The 19,566-nt window shown below is 72.7% G+C and carries 20 protein-coding genes; 9 read left to right on the top strand and 11 right to left on the bottom strand.

Annotation, left to right across the window (positions count from 1 at the left end):
• The first annotated feature begins 11 nt into the window (after window positions 1-11).
• Entirely contained in the window at window positions 12-596 is a 585-nt protein-coding gene (locus tag ACIPRD_RS09855) for a DUF6328 family protein (RefSeq protein WP_401561694.1), read from the top strand.
• A gap of 136 nt (window positions 597-732) precedes the next feature.
• Complete coding sequence (locus ACIPRD_RS09850) at window positions 733-1,152, top strand: CBS domain-containing protein (RefSeq protein ID WP_356410242.1); 420 nt, start codon at window positions 733-735, stop codon at window positions 1,150-1,152.
• A 327-nt stretch (window positions 1,153-1,479) separates the two neighbouring features.
• On the opposite strand, the gene ACIPRD_RS09845 is transcribed toward ACIPRD_RS09850, so the two are convergent.
• On the bottom strand, window positions 1,480-1,989 hold the full coding sequence (locus ACIPRD_RS09845) for a hemerythrin domain-containing protein (RefSeq protein WP_356410245.1): 510 nt from the start codon (window positions 1,987-1,989) through the stop codon (window positions 1,480-1,482).
• Window positions 1,990-2,313: 324 nt separating this feature from the next.
• On the opposite strand from ACIPRD_RS09845, the gene ACIPRD_RS09840 reads away from it, so the two are divergent.
• On the top strand, window positions 2,314-2,973 hold the full coding sequence (locus ACIPRD_RS09840; protein WP_401561690.1) for a hypothetical protein: 660 nt from the start codon (window positions 2,314-2,316) through the stop codon (window positions 2,971-2,973).
• Window positions 2,974-3,222: 249 nt separating this feature from the next.
• Here ACIPRD_RS09840 and ACIPRD_RS09835 read toward each other — a convergent pair whose 3' ends face one another.
• Window positions 3,223-4,101, bottom strand: a complete 879-nt coding sequence (locus ACIPRD_RS09835) for a LysR family transcriptional regulator (RefSeq protein ID WP_356410251.1) — start codon at window positions 4,099-4,101, stop codon at window positions 3,223-3,225.
• Between the two features lie 83 nt (window positions 4,102-4,184).
• Between ACIPRD_RS09835 and ACIPRD_RS09830 the strand changes: the two genes are divergently transcribed.
• From ACIPRD_RS09830 to ACIPRD_RS09820, 3 genes are all read left to right on the top strand, one after another.
• Entirely contained in the window at window positions 4,185-5,099 is a 915-nt protein-coding gene (locus ACIPRD_RS09830; RefSeq protein ID WP_401561687.1) for a PhzF family phenazine biosynthesis isomerase, read from the top strand.
• A 178-nt stretch (window positions 5,100-5,277) separates the two neighbouring features.
• On the top strand, window positions 5,278-5,622 hold the full coding sequence (locus tag ACIPRD_RS09825) for a hypothetical protein (RefSeq protein WP_356410258.1): 345 nt from the start codon (window positions 5,278-5,280) through the stop codon (window positions 5,620-5,622).
• Between the two features lie 295 nt (window positions 5,623-5,917).
• Window positions 5,918-6,262 carry a barstar family protein gene (locus ACIPRD_RS09820; RefSeq protein ID WP_356410261.1) on the top strand — a complete coding sequence of 115 codons (345 nt, stop codon included), beginning with the start codon at window positions 5,918-5,920 and terminating at the stop codon, window positions 6,260-6,262.
• A gap of 111 nt (window positions 6,263-6,373) precedes the next feature.
• Here ACIPRD_RS09820 and ACIPRD_RS09815 read toward each other — a convergent pair whose 3' ends face one another.
• The 5 genes from ACIPRD_RS09815 to ACIPRD_RS09795 all read right to left on the bottom strand — a co-directional run bounded on the left by ACIPRD_RS09815 (window position 6,374) and on the right by ACIPRD_RS09795 (window position 12,722).
• Entirely contained in the window at window positions 6,374-7,846 is a 1,473-nt protein-coding gene (locus ACIPRD_RS09815) for an NAD(P)/FAD-dependent oxidoreductase (protein ID WP_401561684.1), read from the bottom strand.
• Window positions 7,839-9,113, bottom strand: a complete 1,275-nt coding sequence (locus ACIPRD_RS09810) for an MAB_1171c family putative transporter (protein ID WP_356410267.1) — start codon at window positions 9,111-9,113, stop codon at window positions 7,839-7,841. Before ACIPRD_RS09810 ends, ACIPRD_RS09815 begins: the two co-directional genes overlap by 8 nt.
• Window positions 9,110-9,724: a toxin gene (locus tag ACIPRD_RS09805; protein ID WP_401561680.1), complete on the bottom strand. Its 615-nt coding sequence runs from the start codon at window positions 9,722-9,724 to the stop codon at window positions 9,110-9,112. The genes ACIPRD_RS09810 and ACIPRD_RS09805 overlap by 4 nt, the downstream gene beginning before the upstream one ends.
• Window positions 9,721-10,332, bottom strand: a complete 612-nt coding sequence (locus tag ACIPRD_RS09800; RefSeq protein WP_356410273.1) for a hypothetical protein — start codon at window positions 10,330-10,332, stop codon at window positions 9,721-9,723. Before ACIPRD_RS09800 ends, ACIPRD_RS09805 begins: the two co-directional genes overlap by 4 nt.
• 497 nt (window positions 10,333-10,829) lie before the next feature.
• A complete protein-coding gene (locus ACIPRD_RS09795) occupies window positions 10,830-12,722 on the bottom strand; it encodes an arabinofuranosidase catalytic domain-containing protein (RefSeq protein WP_401561677.1) in 1,893 nt (630 codons plus the stop codon).
• 201 nt (window positions 12,723-12,923) lie between these two features.
• Between ACIPRD_RS09795 and ACIPRD_RS09790 the strand changes: the two genes are divergently transcribed.
• Complete coding sequence (locus ACIPRD_RS09790; RefSeq protein WP_401561674.1) at window positions 12,924-13,763, top strand: LLM class F420-dependent oxidoreductase; 840 nt, start codon at window positions 12,924-12,926, stop codon at window positions 13,761-13,763.
• A 128-nt stretch (window positions 13,764-13,891) separates the two neighbouring features.
• On the opposite strand, the gene ACIPRD_RS09785 is transcribed toward ACIPRD_RS09790, so the two are convergent.
• A complete protein-coding gene (locus tag ACIPRD_RS09785) occupies window positions 13,892-15,406 on the bottom strand; it encodes a long-chain fatty acid--CoA ligase (RefSeq protein ID WP_401561672.1) in 1,515 nt (504 codons plus the stop codon).
• 152 nt (window positions 15,407-15,558) lie between these two features.
• On the opposite strand from ACIPRD_RS09785, the gene ACIPRD_RS09780 reads away from it, so the two are divergent.
• Window positions 15,559-16,773 (top strand): PucR family transcriptional regulator, encoded by a 1,215-nt coding sequence (locus tag ACIPRD_RS09780; protein ID WP_401561669.1) that lies wholly within the window; start codon window positions 15,559-15,561, stop codon window positions 16,771-16,773.
• Window positions 16,774-16,981: 208 nt separating this feature from the next.
• Here the strand turns inward: ACIPRD_RS09780 and ACIPRD_RS09775 are convergent, their stop codons facing one another.
• Window positions 16,982-17,773 (bottom strand): SDR family NAD(P)-dependent oxidoreductase, encoded by a 792-nt coding sequence (locus ACIPRD_RS09775; RefSeq protein WP_401561666.1) that lies wholly within the window; start codon window positions 17,771-17,773, stop codon window positions 16,982-16,984.
• Between the two features lie 179 nt (window positions 17,774-17,952).
• Here ACIPRD_RS09775 and ACIPRD_RS09770 point away from each other — a divergent pair, with 179 nt between their 5' ends.
• On the top strand, window positions 17,953-18,600 hold the full coding sequence (locus ACIPRD_RS09770; protein ID WP_401561663.1) for a TetR/AcrR family transcriptional regulator: 648 nt from the start codon (window positions 17,953-17,955) through the stop codon (window positions 18,598-18,600).
• A 169-nt stretch (window positions 18,601-18,769) separates the two neighbouring features.
• Here ACIPRD_RS09770 and ACIPRD_RS09765 read toward each other — a convergent pair whose 3' ends face one another.
• Together ACIPRD_RS09765 and ACIPRD_RS09760 are read right to left on the bottom strand one after the other, a co-directional pair.
• On the bottom strand, window positions 18,770-18,925 hold the full coding sequence (locus ACIPRD_RS09765) for a hypothetical protein (protein WP_401561931.1): 156 nt from the start codon (window positions 18,923-18,925) through the stop codon (window positions 18,770-18,772).
• A 265-nt stretch (window positions 18,926-19,190) separates the two neighbouring features.
• A complete protein-coding gene (locus ACIPRD_RS09760; RefSeq protein WP_401561660.1) occupies window positions 19,191-19,499 on the bottom strand; it encodes a hypothetical protein in 309 nt (102 codons plus the stop codon).
• Window positions 19,500-19,566: the final 67 nt, after the last annotated feature.

Here is a 19,566-nt window from a genome sequence, read left to right as displayed (position 1 = left end):
CGTGGCGGACGATGAGCACGGGACGTGACGCGGGCGGACGCGCCGAGGGTCCAGGACGTGACGCGGGCGCGGCACGCGCGGACCCAGGACGTGACGCGGGCGCGGACCGCCCGGAGCGTGCGGGGCGCGACGAGAGCGTGGAGGAGCGTGCCGACCGGCGCTGGAGCGAACTCATCCAGGAGGTGCGGGTCGCGCAGACGGGCGTGCAGATCCTCTTCGGTTTCCTGCTCACCGTCGTGTTCACGCCCAGGTTCGCCGATCTCGACGACGCGGACAGGGCGATCTACGTCACGACGGTCGTCCTGGGCGCGGCGGCGACGGGGGCTCTGATCGGTCCGGTGGCCCTGCACCGGCTCGTCGCCGGGCGACGCGTGAAACCGCAGGCGGTGGCCCTGGCCTCGCGTCTGACCTTCGTCGGTCTCGTCCTGCTCCTGGCCACGATGACCGCCGCGCTCCTGCTCGTCCTCCGGGTCGTGACCCACGATCCGCGGATGCTCTGGCTGGTGGGGATCGTCGTCGCCTGGTACGTGCTGTGCTGGTTCGTCTGGCCGCTGTGGATCAGGCGCCGCCACACCACCAGCCGTCCGCCCCGGTGACGCCCCGGGCACGCCGCGTGGCGGGGCCGCACCGGTCCCGGCGCTGTGACCTGTGTGTTCGGCGACAGGGGTTACGGGTACCCGGGCCCCGTGGACATCGAACCGATGCCCCGTTTTCCCCTACGAGGGAGGGCGTATGACGCAGCAAGTTCGCGAGATCATGACCACGGACCTCGTCATGGTGGAACCTCTGACGTCGGTGGTCGATGTCGCCCAGCTGATGCGCCGGGAGGACGTCGGTGACGTGCTCGTGGTGGAGGAGGGCCGGCTGCGCGGGGTGGTCACCGACCGGGATCTGGTTCTCCGGGTGCTGGCCGAGGGCGACGATGCCGGTGAGCGCACGGCGGCCAACGCGTGCACCGAGGATCTGATCACCGTGGCCCCCGACGACGATGTCGACGAGGTCATGGGACTCATGCGGCATCGGGCCATACGGCGGGTTCCCGTGGTCGAGGAGGGCCGGCCCATCGGCATCGTCTCCCTGGGGGATCTGGCCATCGCGATCGACCCCGGCTCGGCCCTCGCCGGGATCAGCGCGGCGCTGCCGAGCGAGTGAACGACGGTCCGGGGAGTTCCTGGCGGGTGAACGCCGGGCCGGTGAGTTCTTGGCGGGTGAACGCCGGGCCGGTGAGTTCTTGGCGGGTGAACGCCGGGCCGGTGAGTTCTTGGCGGGTGAACGCCGGGCCGGTGAGCGCTTGGCGGGTGAACGCCGGGCGGCTGGACGCGGCGCCACCGGGCGGAGGGTGAGGCGAGGGGCGGAGGGGCCGTCAGGGCGGCGGACGGAACACCGGCGCGTGTGCGCGCGGCGCTCCGTCCGTCGCCCTGGTCCGTTCGAGCGGCGCGGGGACGGCGGGGCGCCGCGGTGTGTCCGGGTGGCCGCGGACTACTCGGACTGCTCCCGCTCCTCGCGCCGTACGATCCGCCGCACGTTCTCGACGCTGCCGCAGCCCACGGCCAGCCGGGCCGCCCGCTCGGTGAGGAAGGCCTCGCCCAGCTCGTCCCGGCGGCTGCCCGCCACGTTCTCCCGGGCGGAGTTCAGGATGGTGCGCTCTTCCTCGTCGAAGTGGTGATTGACGGCTCCGACGAGTTCCTCCAGCTTCTCGTCCCAGTCCTCCCCGCCCACCTCGTCGACCTGGAGCAGTTCCAGCAGCGCCTTGTTCCCCTCGGCGTGTTCCTCCGAGCCGTGCTCGATCTCCTCGTCGTCGATGGGCTTGTAGCGCTTGAGCGCCGGATAGACGACCGTCTCCTCCGCCTCTCCGTGTGCGATCAGCAGGTCGGCGAAATCCCCGAGGGCCTTCGCGCGGTCCGCCTCCGAGCTGCGCATGAGCCGGAAGAGGTCCTCCATGGTCCGGTGGTCCTTGAGGATCAGTTCGACTACATCGCTGGATGCCACTGGGTCGCCCCTTCCGGACTGTCTCGGTCTGCCCTTCCGAGCCTCGCACACCCCGCCGCCACTCGGCGTGCTGCCTCGGCCGGGCCCGGGGACGAACGCCCGGCCGGTGTACGGGACCGGGCCGCCGGACGGGCTCCCGCGGGTGTGCGCCTCCCCGGCAGGGGTACTCGGAGACCGGCCAGGAGGAGAGGCGACGCCGGCACCACGGCCCGGGAACAGCTCTCCCAACTCCCTTGAACGGCAGGCCGCCGAGCGGCACAGAGCCCGGCCCGGCCCCTCGTTCCGCCTCGGTATGAATCAGCGTGAGAAGACGTGAGAAGAGCCATGTCAGATTCCGGCACCGACATCAGTGGATCGCAGAGCCAGTTGACGACGGAGGACCTGGCCCACCCGGGCCGGGACACCACGTCGGACACCATGTCCGAGCAGTCCCCTCCCGCCTACCCGGGCGAGGCCACGACCGTGCCCGAGGACACGTCCGAACCGGCCGGCTCCGACGACTTCGGGAATTCCGGGGACATCGGGGACACCGGGGACACGGAGGGGCGGGGCACGGACAGCGGATACGGGGACGACACCACCGGAAGGGACGAAGCGGCCGAACCGGCGGGGGCGGACGAGGCCGAGCGGACGGAGGAACCCGGGGAGCGCGGGGAGGAGGAGGGCGCGCGGACGGCCGAGCAGGGCGAGGGGGCCGATGAGGGCAAGGAGGGCGAGGAGCCTCTGATCGCCGCTTCGGAGTCGGAGTCGTACCGTGAGCGCTGGGGACGGATCCAGGGCGACTTCGTCGACGACCCCAAGGAGGCCGTCCGCGCGGCCGATTCCCTGGTGGCCGAGGTCATCCAGTCGCTGGCCGAGACCTTCTCCGACCACAAGAAGGAGCTCGAGGCGCAGTGGAGCCGCGGTGAGGAGGTCAAGACGGAGGGCCTCCGCCTGGCACTGCAGCAGTACCGGACCTTCTTCAACAAGCTGCTCCACGCCTGACGGCGACCGCCGGCGGTCCGCCGCCCGGCCTCCGGCGAGGCCCCGGGCACCGACAGGTGGCGGGGGCTTCTCCGGGGGCCGGGCGGCGGACGGTTGAGGGGATTCCCCGGAAGGCCGGGCCGCGGACGGGTGAGGGGCTTCCCCCGGAGGCTGGCCCGCGGACGGGTGAGGGGATTCCCCGGCGGCCCGGGTGGCGGGCCGCCGCCGTGTCAGGCGGGCCGCCGCCGTGTCAGGCGGACAGCTGCCGTGTCAGGCGGACAGCTGCCGTACGAGTTCGCGGGCGAACGCCTGCGCGGCCGGCGCGGTCCCTCGTCTGCGGTGGCGGGCCAGCCGGACCGGCACGTCGGCGAACCGCGGCCCGCGCACGCGCACCAGGCGTCCGTCGCGCAGGTGTTCCTCGACGCTCGCCAGGGGCAGCAGCGTCAGGCCCAGTCCTGCGGCCACGCAGGAACGGGCGGCGTCGACGCTTCCGAAGCGGGTGAGACGGGGCCGGGCTCCGGGCACGGCGAGCAGCCTGCGCTCCAGCCCGTCGCTGTAGGAACAGCCCTGTTCCAGCAGGAAGAAGTCCTCGCCGGCGAGGTCCTCCCAGGTCGTGACGTGCTCGCGCGCGGCCAGCGGATGACCGGGGGCACAGACGAGGGCCAGGGGCTCGCGGGCGACCAGCTCGGTCGTCACGTCGGGGAATTCCGCCTCCTCCTCCAGCAACAGCGCCACGTCAAGACGCCCGGACCGCAGCCCCTCCACGCACCCTTCGGTCGCGGCCGCGTGCAGGTGGATGTCGACCTCGGGACGGCTGACGCGCAGGGCGGCGATCACCGCGGGCAGCCGGGTCGAGCACAGGGACTCCGGGGTGCCGACGACCACCGGTCCCCCCACGCCTCCGGCGTCGGCCCTCAGCCTGGCCTCGGCGTCGAGCACGTCCTCGGCCCGCTCCCGCAGCCGCCGCCCGGACTCGGTGAGGACCGCGCCCGTGGGCAGACGGTCGAACAGCCGGGTGCCGAGGTCCTGTTCCAGAGTGCGGATGTGCACGGTGACCGTGGACTGGGCGAGGTGGAGTTCGGCGGCGGCGGCCGTGAAACTGCCGGTGCGCGCGAGGGTGGCGAAGGTGTGCAGCAGGCGGGTTTCCACGGTGCCAGCCTATGCGTTCTGTCGATGGATCGGATCGATTTTCATCGTTGGACTCGATGGCCGGGCGGTGACAGCGTAGTGCCATGACCTTCGACGTGAGCGGAACGATCCCCGCAGGCCCCGCAGACCTCGTACACCCCGGCGTCCCGGCCGCCGAGCCGCTGCGCTACTCCGCCTTCACCGACCACCCGGCGGGCGGCAACCCCGCGGGGGTCGTGCTCGACGCCTCCGGGCTCGACGACGCGGAGATGCTCGCCGTCGCCGCGGCGGTCGGCTACTCCGAGACCGCGTTCGTCACCGGCCTCGACGAGGCGGCGCGCCGGTTCCGGGTCCGCTACTTCAGCCCGCTCGCCGAGGTCGCCTTCTGCGGCCACGCGACCGTCGCCCTGGCCGTCGCCCTGGCCGAGCGGATGGGGCCGGGCGAGATCGTCCTCGACACCCCCGCGGGGGAGATCCGCGTGGCAACCGAGCTGGACGCCGAGGGCGCGGTGCGGGCCACCCTCACCAGCGTGCCGACCCGTTCCCGTGCCGCCACGGACGCCGAACTGCAGGCGGCGCTCGCGGCCCTGGGCTGGAGCGCCGGCGACCTGGACGCCGCGTTGCCGCCGCACGTGGCCTTCGGCGGCAACCACCACCTGGTCCTGGCCGCCGCCACCCGGGCCCGGCTGGCGGACCTGGACTACGACTTCGACGGCCTCGCCGAGGTGATGCGGCGTCACGGCTGGACCACCGTCCACCTGGTGTGGCGCGAGTCGCCGGAGCTCTTCCACGCCCGGGACCCGTTCCCGGTCGGGGGTGTCGTGGAGGATCCGGCCACGGGGGCGGCCGCGGCGGCGTTCGGCGGGTACCTCCGGTCGCTGGGCCTCGCCGGCGGCACGGCCACGCGGATCGCGATCCGCCAGGGAGAGGACATGGGCCGCCCCAGCGACCTCCTGATCGACCTGGACCCGCGGGACGACCGCACCCGGGTCACGGGACGGGCCGTACCCATCGCGTGAGGACAGCGGGCCGGACGCCGTGGGGACGCGTGAGCCGGACGGCCCGCGTGGTCCGAACGGGTGGTGGTGACGGGACGCGCCGGGACGGGGGCCCGGCGGATCGGTTCGCCCCCACAGCGTCCTTCTAGGGTCGGCCCCGCATCCACCGTGATCATCTCCGGAAGGGACCCCTCCCGTCATGACGCTCCGTACCACCCTGAGCGCCGGTCTCGGCGCGCTCGCGCTCGTCCTGTCGATGGCCGGCTCGGCCCAGGCCGCCCAGGGCGACTTCCACTACAAGTACGTCGACGGCTACGGCCAGGAGCGGCACGTCACCCTCCACGACCCGCACAGCGGCAAGTGCGTCAACCTCCACGCCGTCGGCGACGACGACGAGCTGCCGGGCTACGGCCCGCACAACGACACCGACACCGCCGTGACCGTCTACCTCGGCGCGAACTGCGAGGGCTCCGAGTGGAAGCTCAAGGCGCACGGCAAGCCGGCCAAGGACACGCTGGAGCTCCGCTCGGTGCGCTTCGGCTAGCGGGAGCGCGCATCGAGCGGGCGGACAGACCCGGGCGCGGACGGACCCGGGCGCGGACGGACCCGGGCGCGCGGGCGGACCGGGCGCGGACGGGCGGACCGGGCGGACGGCCGGTACCGCCTCAGCGTGAGGGTTCGTTCACCGTGAGGCATGATGGGTTCATCGACGGGCCCCCCGCGTCCGCGGGGCCGGTCTCCCCCACCGGCCGGCGCCGCTCGTCCGCATGGCGGAGCCCCCTCGCGACCGCGGGGCGGCTCCGGGCGGAAGCGGGCCGGCTCCTTAAGGCGGTGCTGAAATGTCCCACGCCACACTCGCGTCCGTGGTCCAGGCGGCCGGCTGGAAGGTCATCCCGCTCGATCTCGTCGGCGTCACCGACCAGGCGGGATTCATGGACCGCTGCACCTCGGCCCTCGACCTGCCGTCCTTCGCCGGCCGGAACTGGCAGGCCTTCACGGATGCCGCCGGTGACGTGGGCTGGGGTCCGGAGGTCCCGGGCCGGCTCCTCGTGGTGATCGGCTGGCAGGAGTTCGCCAAGGCCCAGCCCGCGCAGTGGGAGAGCGCCCAGCAGGTGCTGGAATCCGTCGCCGGGCGTCAGCAGAAGTACGACTCGACTCTGGCGGTCATGCTCGCCATCGCGTGACCGTCGCCCGCCACCCCGCCCGGCCCGCGAGGCCCGCACGGTCTGCGCGGGCCTCCCGGTCTGCGCGGTCTGCGTGTCGGTGCCGGGCGGGCCGGACGTGGTGGCGCGCCCTCAGGGACCGCCGGGCCTGTCCCGGGAAGTGGCGCTCTCGCGCTCTTCGTCGGTGAGGGGCGGGCCCTGGAGGTGGGGACGGCGGGGGCCGAAGAGCATGGGGAGGAGCATGTCCGGGGAGAACAGGCGGGTCGCCGGCCTCTCCAGACTCATCACGTCCAGCAGGGCGCCGAGGGCGCGCGGGTTGGCGGCGCCGGTGGCGACGGCGCGGTCCACGAACCGGGAGAGGGCACGCTCCAGCCGGGTGGGCGGGCTGCCCGCGGCACCCGGGTAGAGGGCGTCCTGTCCTACGGCCAGATCCCAGGCGGCGGCCACCGGCTTGGTCGCGGCGCGCTGAAGGCGCCGGGCGACACCGGGCGCGGTCAGCGGGGTGGAGCGCAGTGTGTCGCGGACGGCCAGGGCGCTCTGGACGGCGACGGTGATGCCGTGTCCGTACACCGGGTTGTAGCCGGCGATCGCGTCACCGACCACGACGAACCCGTCCGGCCAGCGGCTGGACTTCTCGTAGTAGCGGCGGCGGTTGGCGGTGCTGCGGGTGGTGACCACGTCGCCGAGCGGCTCGGCGTCCTTGATGAGATCGCCGATGACCGGGTCGCCGAGGGAGAGCGCGAAGTCGGCGAAGGCCTCGCTGTCTCCGGTGGGTTCGCCGCCCCGGGTGCCGGAGAGGGTGACGATCCAGCGGCCGTCCTCGACGGGGAGGACGATGCCGCCCCGGCCGGGCGCCTTGGCGGGGTTCGCCTGGACGTTGACGAGGGGGAAGGACGTGCCGGCCGTCGTCCCGGGGGCGCGGTAGAGGCGCGTGGCGTAGGCGACGCCGGCGTCGACCTCGCGTTCGGCGACCTCCGGCAGACCGAGGGAGGTCAGCCACACGGGGGCGCGCGAGCCCCGTCCGGAGGCGTCGACGACCAGGTCCGCGGTGAGGGTCTCCTTTCCCGCGCCCTGCTCGTGGCCCTTCTCACCGCGGCCCGGGTGGCCGTCGTCACCGGCACGGGTGCGGACGCGGACGCCGGTGACCCGGGTGGCGTCGCCCACCAGTTCGAGGGCGGTGGTGTGCCGGCGGAGCGTGATGCGCTCGTCGGCGAGGACCCGCTCGCGTATCACCGCGTCGAGCAGGTCGCGGGAGCAGACGAGGTTACGGTGGCGGGTGGCGGTGAAGCGGCGGAACCAGATCTCGTTGGGGGCGCGCGAGACCATGTCGCCCATGATGTGGACGAGCCGGGCACCCCGGGCGACGGCCTCGTCCACGACGCCGGGCAGCAGTTCACCGAAGGCGGTGACTCCTCCGCTCCACAACAGATGGGCGTGGCGGGCCTGGGGGACTCCGCGGCGGGGTTCGGGTCCCTCGGGCAGGGTGTCGCGCTCGACGAGGGTGACATCGGCGTGCTCGGCCAGTGCGGCCGCTGCGCAGAGGCCACTGACGCTGGCGCCTATGACGACGGCGGTCGGCCGGCGGGTGGCGAGCGGGTCAGCCATGTGTGCTCATGCTTTCTCTCGGTGCCACCCGCTGCCGGATGGTGTCGATGGTTCGCGGCCGGCTGAGCGCCCGCGAGACGGCTTCGATGTCGTACGCGGCCCCGCCGACCGGGGCCGGCGTGTGGCGATCGTCGCCGGGCATGGGCGCCTCCTGCCGCCGGCCGGTGTCCCGGCCCGAGGAGCCGGCGGCCGCGCCCGCCGGGGACGCACCCGCCGGGGACGCGGCGCCCGTCAGGTCGAGCGCGGCGCGTACGGCGACGGCGCCGGCGATGCCCCGGGCCCGGTCCTCGTCGTGGCCGGCGGCGCGCGCCTCGTCGTAGGCACGGCTGAAGAGGTCGTCGTCGAGGGACGGCGCAAGCATCAGCAGGCCGTCGTGGATGCGCTGCTGGCGCTGCATCAGACGGAGGTCCAGCGGTGCGAGGCGGCCGACCCGCGCCTGCGCGGCGGAGGGGCCGACGGCCCGCAGCGCCCGCCACAGCGGGCGCAGCCGGTGGTAGGTCAGCCGGTCGCGGGTCCACTGCTGGAGGAAGGGGCCCGCCTGCGGAAGGATGAAGCCGATGCCGACGAGCGTGGCGTCGAGAATGGCGAACGGCGGCGCGACCTTGGTCGACAGCCAGTCCCAGTCGGTCGTCCCGGTCCAGCGGGCCACGACGGCGGCGATCTTGGCGATGTCGAAGACCAGTCCGAAGGCGTAGCCGGCCTGGAGGAAGACCAGTCCGACTTTCAGCAGGCCGCCCCGGACCTTCGAGATCCACTTCCAGATCATGTACGCGGCCACGAAGACGGACACCATGTGCGCGATCAGGTACAGCATGATGTGCTCGCGCATCCACGGTTCGGCCGCGTAGTAGGTGTCGAGGTCGTAGACGCGCTCGGTGGGGACGTCCGCCAGGAGGAAGGTGACCCACAGCGCGACGATGATGCCGGTGTAGATCAGCCAGATGCGGCGGATCAGGGTGCGGCGGCGCGCGGAGGGCTCGTCGCGCCAGGTGACGACCATGGCGAGGCACGAGCCGCAGAACGCGGTGAGCAGGGAATACACCCACGGCGCCGCGATGTTCGGCACTCCCGTCACCGTGTTGATCAGGTGGATGCTCGCCGGGGGCACGGACACGAACACCGCGGCGGCCAGGAGCAGCAGCAGGGTCGTGGCGCGTACGTCCGGGTCCTTCCAGGCCCGCAGGAAGGTGGGCGCCTTCAACGCCAGTGCGGCGACGAGGAGTACGGCCGGGAGCGCGTAGGGGATGTGCAGGTCGCCGAGGCTCACCGGAGTGTCTGCCCGCCTCGGTTGAGGAGGGACAGGCGGATGCGGCCTTCCAGGGTCGTGGCGTTCTCGGGGTCCTGGGCGTACCGGCCGGGTATCCAGGTGCGCACCTCGCGGCCGAAGAGCAGTCCGAACGTCTCCGCGTCCTGTTCGTGGTCCAGCGCGGAACCGGAGCGGGCCGCGATGGCCGGCAGGGTGTCGCGGGGGACCTCGTGCGCGGCGAGGATCCGCTCGGCGGCCTGCCGTACCGTCGCCGGGGTCTGCCCGGGGCCGAGGGCGCGTGCGGCCGCCGCGGAGAGGCCCGCCACGTGGTGCTCGCAGTCGCCCTCCTCCTCGTGCCACAGCTCGTGGCCGAGGATGACCAGCTGGGACTCGGCGGGGGTGCGGTCCTCGACGACGATGATCGAGCGGTCGCCGCAGTCCAGCCGCATGCCGGAGACCGGGATGCCGTCGGGGAACGCGCGGAAGACGAGGGTGATGGGGCGGCCGCGGTGCACGCTCATGGCGCGGCAGAACTCCGCCATGACGGTGCGGGGTTCGGCCGGCGGCCGCAGGGTCCGCGACGCCTCGGCCACCAGCTCGGCGAGAAGCACCTTCATGCGCTTGACGGTCATCGGCTGGTGGCTCCCTCGTCCGGCCCGTCCGGCAGCACCGACCGCAGGACTCCCTCCACGAGCCGCTCCAGTTGTCTGCGGGACGGCGCCCCGTGGGCCCGCAGATCCGTTCCGCGCACGCCGCAGCGGTCCATCAGCGCCTGCAGCGGGTCGGTCTCCAGCGTGCGCAGCGCCGGCAACAGGGCCTGGTTCAGGGCGTCTTCGGCGGGCGCGGTGAAGAACGACTCTCCCCCGTCGACCCCGAAGAACTTCACCAGACCGTGGAGGAGTTCGAGGTTGGGCACCTTCTTGCCGTCGCAGACCTGCCGCGCCCAGACCTCCGAGACGCCGAGGCGGGTGTGGAGTTCGGCCGCGAGGTCCGACATCCGGCCGCCGGTCGTGGCCAGGTACGCCGCGGCGACGACGTTGATACGGGTGCGGGCGCGGTCGTTGACCGTGTCGGCGGGGGGCGCGCCGCCCGCCAGGAGGGTGCGGACCGTGCCTTCCGGCAGCGCGGTCCGCGCCGCGAGTCCGCCCGGATCGAGCACGTCGGCGCGGTCGAGGCCGCGTTCACGGATCAGCGCCGCGAGACGCTCGAGCGTCTCGGGCAGCGGCGGGTCCAGATGCACCGGTGTGCTCCCGGAGGTGGGTCGGGGCGGGACGAGGGCGGCGGAGGCCGTGGTGAAGCGCGGGTGTGCCAGCGCAGCTTACGCACCCCTCACCGTCCCTCAACGATCGTTTACTGGCCAGATTCGATCGTTCACCGTTACCGGCCGCCCCTCGCGACGGACGCGGCCCGGTTCCAACGCAGGCCCCTGGAACCTCCTCTCCGGGACACCGGCCGCGCCGGGAACGCACGCCCCGAGCGGTCCGCGCACCTCCACGGCGTCGACGCCGGCGCCCGCGCGACGGAAGACACCGCCGCTGTCGCCCTGCTGCACAATCACATCGAAAGGCCACACCTCGGCCGCTATCGGATCACCGGTCTCCCGTCCGAAAAGCGTCACTCCTGACGCGTCGGAGCGAGCGGGCGCGGCGGGGCACGTACGTGGGCCACAGGTGCGCCGGGCCCGTGAGGGGAACGGGATGTCGCCCCGCCTCACGGGCCCGGCCTTCCTCGCGGGCCTCAGCCCAGCTTGAACTTCTGGGCGGCCGAGCCGTTGCAGTCGTAGATCTGCAGTCGCGTGCCGTTCACCGTCGCGCCGTTCGGAAGGTCCAGGCAGCGGCCGGACTGCGGGTTCAGCAGCGAACCGTCCGCCTGCTGCACCCACTTCTGACCGCCCACGCCGTTGCAGTCCCAGAGCTCGACCTGCGTACCGTTCGCCGTCCCGTTGCCGTTGATGTCCAGGCAACGGCCCAGGGTGCTCAGGCCGTTGTCGGAGCGGTGGAACCAGTGCTGGTCGACGGCCCAGGTCTGGCAGTCCCACAGCTGTACGGCCGTGCCGTTGACGCCGGTGTCGTCTGCGGCCACGTCGACGCACTTGCCGCCGGGCGAGGCCACGGGGGCGCCGGCGTTCACGGAGAACTTCTGGGCGGCCGAGCCGTTGCAGTCGTAGATCTGCAGCCGCGTGCCGTTGCCCGTGGCACCGCTCGGGGAGTCCAGGCAGCGGCCGGACTGCGGGTTCAGCAGCGAACCGTCCGCCTGCTGCACCCACTTCTGACCGCCCACGCCGTTGCAGTCCCAGAGCTCGACCTGCGTACCGTTCGCCGTGCCGTTGCCGTTGATGTCCAGGCAGCGGGAGAGCGTGCCGAGGGAGCCGTCGGGGTTGTGGGTCCAGTGCTGGTCCTCGGCGTAGGTCTGGCAGTCCCACAGCTGTACGGCCGCGCTGTTGACGCCGGTGTCGTCGGCCGCGACGTCGACGCACTTGCCGCCAGGCCCGGTGACCGTTCCCTGGGGGCCGTTGGGGACGTTGGTCTGGCCGGAGTAGCCGACGGAGACGATGTTCGCCTGCACCGCGTTCTCGGCGGCGTCGGTGGGATAGCCGGAGACCATCACGCCCTCGAAGAACGTGCCCATGTTCCAGTTGCTGTTGTCGCCGCCCGTGCCGAGGATGATGCCGCCCTCCTGGTGCATGGGCTGGTAGCCGCCGCGCGTGGGCAGGCCGCCGTCCCACCAGGTGGTGAGCGCTCCCGTCTGGGAGTTGCCGCCCTTGAGGGCGTACCTGGTCTGGCCGTTGTTCTTCAGCATGGCCGTGACGTAGGTGCTGTTGTTGCCGCGGTTGGCGGTGTTGGAGCCGTTGTCGCCCTGGAACATGCCGTTCTCCAGGTCGGCCTCGATCCAGGGTCCGGAACCGGTACAGGGCGCGAAGTAGCAGGTGGTCGCGATGCTGACGGCGTCCATGTGGCCGTTGCCGGTGTCGGCGGGGGTGCTCTCGGCGTTGCCGTAGTCGAAGCAGCAGGCGGAGCCGACGTGGGTGCCGCTCGCCACCATGTAGGCGCCCTCGGCCTGTCCGTTCACCGCGACGCCCGAGGCGGCCCCGGTGGAGCGGTAGCCGACCCCGGGTGAGATCCAGATGCCGTAGACCTTGTGGCCGCCCGCGGTGACCGCGATCTCACCGGCGTCGGCCCCGCGGTCGGCGCCCATGCCCGCGGTCCCGGCCGGTCCGGGGTTGAGGTCGTTGTGCCGGCTCGTCTGGTCGTAGACCTTGGTGATCCGGCAGGTCGTGCCGCCGCAGAAGGTGTCCTGGCGCTGGGCGTCGGCGTAACCGCCCGCGGCGAGCAGCCCGATGTCGGCCTTCGCGCCGTCGGAGGCACGGGTCACCTGGTACAGCGGGCCGTTGTAGGCGGAGAACAGGGCGCGCACGGTGCTGTGCGCGGCGACGCAGGGGGTGCCCGCGCCGCCGTAGATGTCGCAGGGCAGGGAGCCGGCGGCCTCGGACGGGGCGGCCAGGCCGACCAGGGCTCCCAGGACGAGCGTCAGAACGCCCAGGAGGGACGCCAGGAGTCTGTGGGGGTGCCGCCGTTCACGGGGCGCGTCGCCCGTGACGGGTGGGGGTACGGCAGATCTCTTTCCGCGCATCGTCTGCTCCTCGAAGGACGGGACGTGCTTCGACAGGCTGATGTGTCAGCCGAGTTCGGATCTCACGGGACCGTTGCGGAACGTACGGATCCTGGTGAGTCCTGTCAAGAACTGTCGCTTCGAGCTTGTTCAGAGTTTTGAGTGTGTCGATAATTGTTGTTTCATCTGCGCGACCCACGCTCGTGGTCGTACCGTCACCCGATGCGCTTCGGGTTCAAGACCTCGCCGCAGGGCACCACTTGGGACGCGATGCTGGCCGTGTGGCAAGCGGCGGACGGCATGGACGTCTTCGAGTCCGGCTGGACCTCCGACCACTTCCAGGCCCTGCACGGAACGGATCCGGCGACGCCCCGGCTGGAGGGCTGGGTCACGCTCGCGGCACTCGCGCAGGCGACACGGCGGCTGCGTCTGGGGACGCTGGTCACGGGCGTCCACCACCGGCATCCGGCGGTGCTGGCCAACATGGCGGCCACACTGGACGTCGTCTCGGGCGGCCGTCTGGAACTCGGCATCGGAGCCGGCTGGAGCCAGGAGGAGTCCCACGCCTACGGCATCGCGCTGGGCACCCCCCGCGAGCGCAGCGACCGCTTCGAGGAGGCGTGCGCGGTGCTGGCCTCGCTGCTCGGCCCCGACAGCGTGACCACGTTCAAGGGCATGTACTACGAACTGGCGGGCGCCCGCTGCGAACCGAAGCCGGTACAGCGGCCCCACCCGCCGCTGTGCATCGGGGGCAGCGGGGAGAGACGCACGCTGCGCACCGTCGCCAGGTTCGCCCAGCACTGGAACTTCGACACCGGGACGCCCGCGGAGTTCCGCAGGGCTCGCGAGGTGCTGCGCGCGCACTGCGAGCGCGTCGGGCGCGACCCGGCGGAGATCCGGCTCTCCGCACAGGTCCGTCTCACCGGCGACCCGGCGCTGACGGCGGCGCAGGCGGCCGAGTTCGCCGCCGAGGGCGCGGATCTCGCCGTCGTGCAGCTCCCGTTGCCGTACACCCCGCGCGTTCTGGAGCCGCTGGCGGTGGAGTTGGCGAAGGTGGGCTGAGCGGGACGGCGGTCGGGGCCGCCGCCCCGGGACGCCGCCCCCGACTCTTCCAGGTGCTGTGCTCGGCCGCTACCGGACACGGTGCCCGGGCCGCCCTCGGCGGCTCCGGATGCCGCGTCCGGCTCGCTTCAGCGCGTCCGCGGAGCGCCCTCGGCCGCCGGAGCCGTGATCTCCCGCTTCAGGATCTTCCCGCTCGGGCCCACCGGCAGGGCGTCCACCAGCCAGACCTGGCGCGGGTACTTGTAAGCAGCGACCCGCTCCCGCACGTACTCCTGGAGCTCCGCGGGGCCCGCCTGCGCTCCCGCGCGCAGGACGACCGCCGCCGCCACCTCCTCACCGAGCCGCTCGTGGGGCACACCGACCACCGCGGCGAGCGCGACGTCGGGGTGCTCGTGCAGGACCTCCTCGATCTCACGCGGGTAGACGTTGTAACCGCCGCGGATGATGAGGTCCTTCTTGCGGTCGACGATGTACAGGTAGCCGTCCTCGTCCCGGCGGGCGAGGTCGCCGGAGCGCAGCCAGCCGTCGGGGAGGACGGCGGCGGTCTCCTCGGGGCGGTTCCAGTACCCCTTCATCACGTTCGGTCCGCGCACGGCGAGTTCACCGACCTCGCCGGGTGCCACGTCCTGGCCGGCGTCGTCGAGGAGCCGTACCTCGACGTCCCGGATCGGCGTCCCGATGGAACCGGGCTTGCGCGGCCGGTCGGGGTGGTTGAAGGAGACGACCGGGCTGGTCTCGGACATGCCGAAGCCCTCGAGGACCATGCAGCCGAAGCGCCGCTCGAAGCCGTGCAGGACCTCGACCGGCAGCGAGGCGCCGCCCGAGACGCACATGCGCAGCGTGGACACGTCGGCGTCGCCGGCGCCCGGGTGCTGGAGCAGCGCCGCGTACATGGTGGGGACACCCTCGAAGAGGGTCGCGCGCGAGGCGGCGATGGCGTCGAGCACGGCCTGCGGCTCGAACCGGGGCACGAGCACGAGCGTGGCGCCGCTGAACACGGCGACGCTCATCGTGCAGACCTGCCCGAAGATGTGGAACAGCGGCAGACAGCCCACGATGACGTCGTCCGACGTCACCCGCTGCACATGGACGACGTTGACCTCGGTGTTGTGGCGGAGTCCCGCGTGGGTCAGCGAGGCACCCTTGGGGCGACCGGTGGTGCCCGAGGTGTACAGCAGTACGGCGATGTCGTCGCCGGAGACGGGCGCGATGCCGTGCTGCGGCTCCAGCGGGCCCAGTTCGGCGGCGAAGGCGGCGGGCTCGACCACGATGTGCCGCACCCCGGCCGCCGCCGCGCCCTGCGCGCCCTCCCCCGGCGCCCGGTGCCACTCGAAGGCCAGGACGGCGCCGGAGTCCCGCAGGTGGTACTCGACCTCCCGCTCCTTGAGCAGCGGGTTCATCGGTACGACGATGCCGCCGGCGCGCAGGATCGCGTAGTACAGGACGACGAACTCGGGCACGTTGGGCAGCATCAGGGCGACCCGGTCGCCGGTGCGCAGGCCCTCGGTGCGCAGCAGGGTCGCGGCCTGGGCGCTCAGCCGGTCCAGCTCGGCGTAGGTGATGACCTCCGCGCCCACCCGCAGCGCGGCGCCCTCGGGCCGCTCAGCCGCCGTCTCCGCCAGGAACTCCGCCAGATTGGCCATGGTGCCTCCTCGCACACGAGAGCGCCGGGCTCCCGCCGCCGGCGCTCACGGCATGCTCGCCGCCGCGCCTTCCGCGCGTCCATGGCCTGGCGGACAGCTCCCGGCTTCCGGGTTTGTTCCGGGGAACAAAGAGCACGTCGTAGGCTGCGCGGATGAGTCTGACCGAGGTGAGTGGGGCGCTGCGGGCGCGGCTGCCGGAACTGGGTGAGCGGATGGCGCTGCGCATCCGCGCGGAGGTCGAGGCGTACGCCGACGAGTCGCTGATCTCCTTCGCCTCGCTGCGGGACTCCTGCGGCGCCAACGCCGACCAGCTGCTGGGGCGTTTCGCCCGCGACGCGGAACCCGACGTGCGACCCGCGGAGCGCACGGGCCGGCTGCGGGCGGAGCAGGGAGTCCCCCTCGCGGACACCCTGCACGCGTACCGGATCGGCTTCGAGTATCTCTGGGCGCGGCTCGTGGAGGAGGCCCAGCGGCATCCGGAGGTGACGGACGCCCATCTGGTCGCTGGGTCGTCCGAGATCTGGGCGCAGTTCGGCCGCTACGCGGAGGCGGTCGCGGCCGCCTACCGCGAGGCCAGCGCCGATCTGGCGCTCCAACGCGAGGCGCGGCGTTCGGCGTTGGTCGAGGCGCTGTTCACGGGCGCGCTCGCGGAACGGACGACCCTGTGGGAGACCGTTCGCCAACTCGGCCTGCCGGAACGGGGACCGTACGCCGTCGTCGCCGCCTCCGTGCCGGACCCGGGCGGCGAGCCGCTGCCCGGCATCGAGGCGGCCCTGCGCCGGACGGGTGTGCCGTCCGCCTGGCGGCTGCTGCCCGGCGAGCAGATCGGGCTGCTCGCGCTGGCCCATCCCGACGCCGGGAGCCTGACCCACCGGGCACTGACCCTCCGGAACGCGCGCGTGGGGGTGAGCCCCCGCTTCGACTCGCTGCGCGACACCCCGCAGGCGCTGCGCTTCGCGCGGCTGGCGCTCGCCGGGCTGCCCGCCGACGCGCCGGGTGTCGCCCACTTCGACGACAGCCCCCTCGCCATGCTGGTCGCGGCCGCCCCGGCGGAGGCGGCGCGGCTGGCCGAGGTGGTCCTGGGGCCCGTGCTGCGGCTGCCCGCCGCCGAGCGGACACGGCTCCTGCGGACCCTGGGGCACTGGTTCTCGGCCGGGGGCGCCGCGGGAGAGGCCGCGTCACGCCTGTTCATCCATCCGAACACCGTGCGCTACCGCCTCCGGCGGATAGAGAAACTGACCGGCCGCTCCCTCGCCGAGCCCGCCCATCTCGCCGACCTGGGCACGGCGTTGCACGCGTTGCGGCTGGTGCCGGGGGTGGCGGGGCAGGGAGTGGCGGGGCAGGGAGTGGCGGGGCAGGGGAGCTGAGAGCCGCCGGAGGCGGCGGCGCACGAGGGTCGAGTGCCGGAGGTGGCAGCACGGGAGGGCCGCGTGCCGGGGGCTGGCGGCACGGGATGGCCGAGTTCCGGAGGCCGCGGCGCAGAAGGGCCGAGTGCCGGAGGTGGCAGCACAGGAGGGCCGAGTGCCGGGGCGCCGAGTGCCGGAGCGCCGAGTGCCGGGAGGCTGGGCGGCGCCCTCAGCGGCTCGCGCGTTGGGCCGTCACGATCCCGTCCACGGTCTTCTCCGCGCCCGCCTTCCGCTGCACGCGTTCGGCGAACCCCGGGAACTGCGAGGCGACCCTGGCCAGGAACTTCAGTTCCGGGGGTGCCACGTTGACCTCGGCGATGTCACGCTCGATCGCCCGCGCCACCCCCTTCACCACCTGGTCCGGCGACACGGTCCGCACACCGCCGGGCGTCGGCGCGCCCGTCTCGGCGAACATCCCCGCATCCCGTACGAAGCCCGGCTGGACGATCGAGACGCCCACCCCCGTGCCGTGCAGATCCTGCCGGAAGGCCAGGGAGAAGCCTCGCAGTCCGAACTTGGTCGCGGTGTAGAGGGACGCCGACCTGGTGGCCGCCAGCCCGGAGAGTGAACCGACGAAGCAGATGTGACCGCGCCCCGCCGCGACCATCCGCGGGGCGAGCAGGCGCGCGAGCATCGCGGGTGCGCGCAGGTTCACGGCGAGCGCGCGGTCCATCTGCTCGGGCGTGTAGTCGAGCACGTCACCGCTGGACGGCAGGGCCGCGTTCGCGACGAGGATGTCGGCGTCGGCCGCCTCCTCGGCCAGGCGCGACACGTCGCCGGAGTCGGCGAGATCCGCCAGGACGGTCCGGGCGCCGTAGCGTTCGGCCAGGGGCTCCAGTGCCTCGGCGCGGCGGCCGGTCAGGATGAGCTGCGCCCCGCGCGCGGACAGCTCCGCGGCGAGCGCACCTCCTATGCCGCCCGTGACTCCGGTCAGCAGAACGGTTGCCCCGGCTATGCGCACGACCTGTCTCCTCTCTCGTTCGTTCGAACGAACAATAGAGAGACGAGGGAGCGGAGTCCACCACGCGGCTGCGGCAATCCCGTTGCGACGGCTCGCGCCTGTCCTCCGGTCACACCCGGTCGGTTCAGGTGAAACGGCAGGTGGGAGCGGCAGGCCGTACCGATGGAACAATCGGGGGCATGGCGAACAGTTCCGTCTCCTCAGAGGTCTCCGCTCCGACGCGCGAGCGCATCATCACGGCTGTCCTGCGGATCATCGGCGAGGGCGGCGTCGCGGCGGTCACCAACCGGCGCATAGCCCGGGTGGCCGGGGTCTCGCTCGGATCGGTCACCTATCACTTCGCCACCCAGCACGAGTTGCTGCGGGCGAGCCTGCTGCACTTCGTGCGCGAGGAGGCTCGGCACTTCACCGAGCTTGCCGACCGGTGCCAGAACGAGGGAGTCGACATCGACACCGCGGCGTCGCTCGCGGGCCAGGTGGGATGCGGTACGGCGCTCGACAGCGCCCACCTCGCGCCGTTCGAGCTCTACCTGCACGCCGGGCGCGACGAGCGGCTGCGCCGTTCGGCCGGGGAGGCCTTCGCCGCGTACGACCGTGTCGCCGCCCAGATCCTCACCGCGCTCGGGGTCCCCGACGCGGAGCGCCTGGCCGCCGCCACCGTTGCCCTGGTCATGGGCCTCCAACTCCGCCACCTGGCCACGGGCGACCCGGCGGCCGACCTGGTCGACACGATCCTGCTGCTGGTCCGCCCGACGCCGGCCGCCGGCGCCGCGGCATCCGGGGCCGAGCACACCGACACGGACGCACCAACCCCGCCGAGCCCCTGACCGTCCCCGGCCCGGTCACCACGAGGGGTACGACCGCCGACGCGGCACCTCGGCAACCGCCGACAGTGCCGCTGGACATGGCCCCTGCCCGCAGAGTCTGCAGAGTGGCGAGGTGACGGTGAGTGCTGTCAGCCGCGTGTGATGGGGTACGCCGAGAGTTCTACCGCCATCACCTTCGGGGAGGTTCGGGGGGGGGATCGTCCATGTCGCAGTACCCGTCGCTGACCCGCGCTCTGGCGGAGGCGCTTGTGGACCTCGCCCGGTTCGTCGAGAGCGTGGACGCTTCCCGGTCCGGCAGCAGGTCGACGGGGCGGCGGGACGCGATGTCGACGAGAACGGTGCCGTAGTGGCGGCCCTTGCGGGTGGCGTAGTTGTCGACCCCGAGGGAACAACAACTCGTTCAGCCGGAGCACCACCTCTTCCACGGCCCCGAACTCTCGGCCCAACCACCGTGCCCACGAACCATTTTCGGGCGACTTCGCGTACGACACGAAAGGGCCCGACTGTTGCTCGGCGGCTCCGCGTCACAGAAGTTGCGCCAGAGCCACAACCGGTGAATAAGGCACTCGAACCGCATCGCACGACAGCGGTCAATGGAGTCGGCACTCCCAGGGCTCGATGTCCGGCTCTCCCTCAGGCAGCTTTCCGGTGCAGTACCGGTAGAGCCACGCCGCAGCCCGGCGTTCCGCATACTTCTCATTGACCGGTTCGCCCTGCTCGTCCAGTTCGAGGACGTTGGCGAAGATCGCGACACAGATCTCCATCTGGGAAGGCGACTCGCGCAACTCTTCCCAGTAGTCGATCCCTTCCAGCATCGGATGGCCCACCGACCCTCGAGCAAGCCATCCGGAGAAGCGCCGCAGCGCTCCCGAAGCGCCATGACTGAGGTGCGAAGACATCCGAAGAATCTAGCCCCAGCCTTCCCGGACGGATCCTCGCCCTCCCGCATCAGGACGCACTGTGCAT

This window comes from Streptomyces sp. NPDC090108 (genome assembly GCF_044747185.1).
Classification (GTDB): Bacteria; Actinomycetota; Actinomycetes; order Streptomycetales; family Streptomycetaceae; genus Streptomyces.
This window is presented reverse-complemented; position numbering and strand designations above follow the sequence as displayed.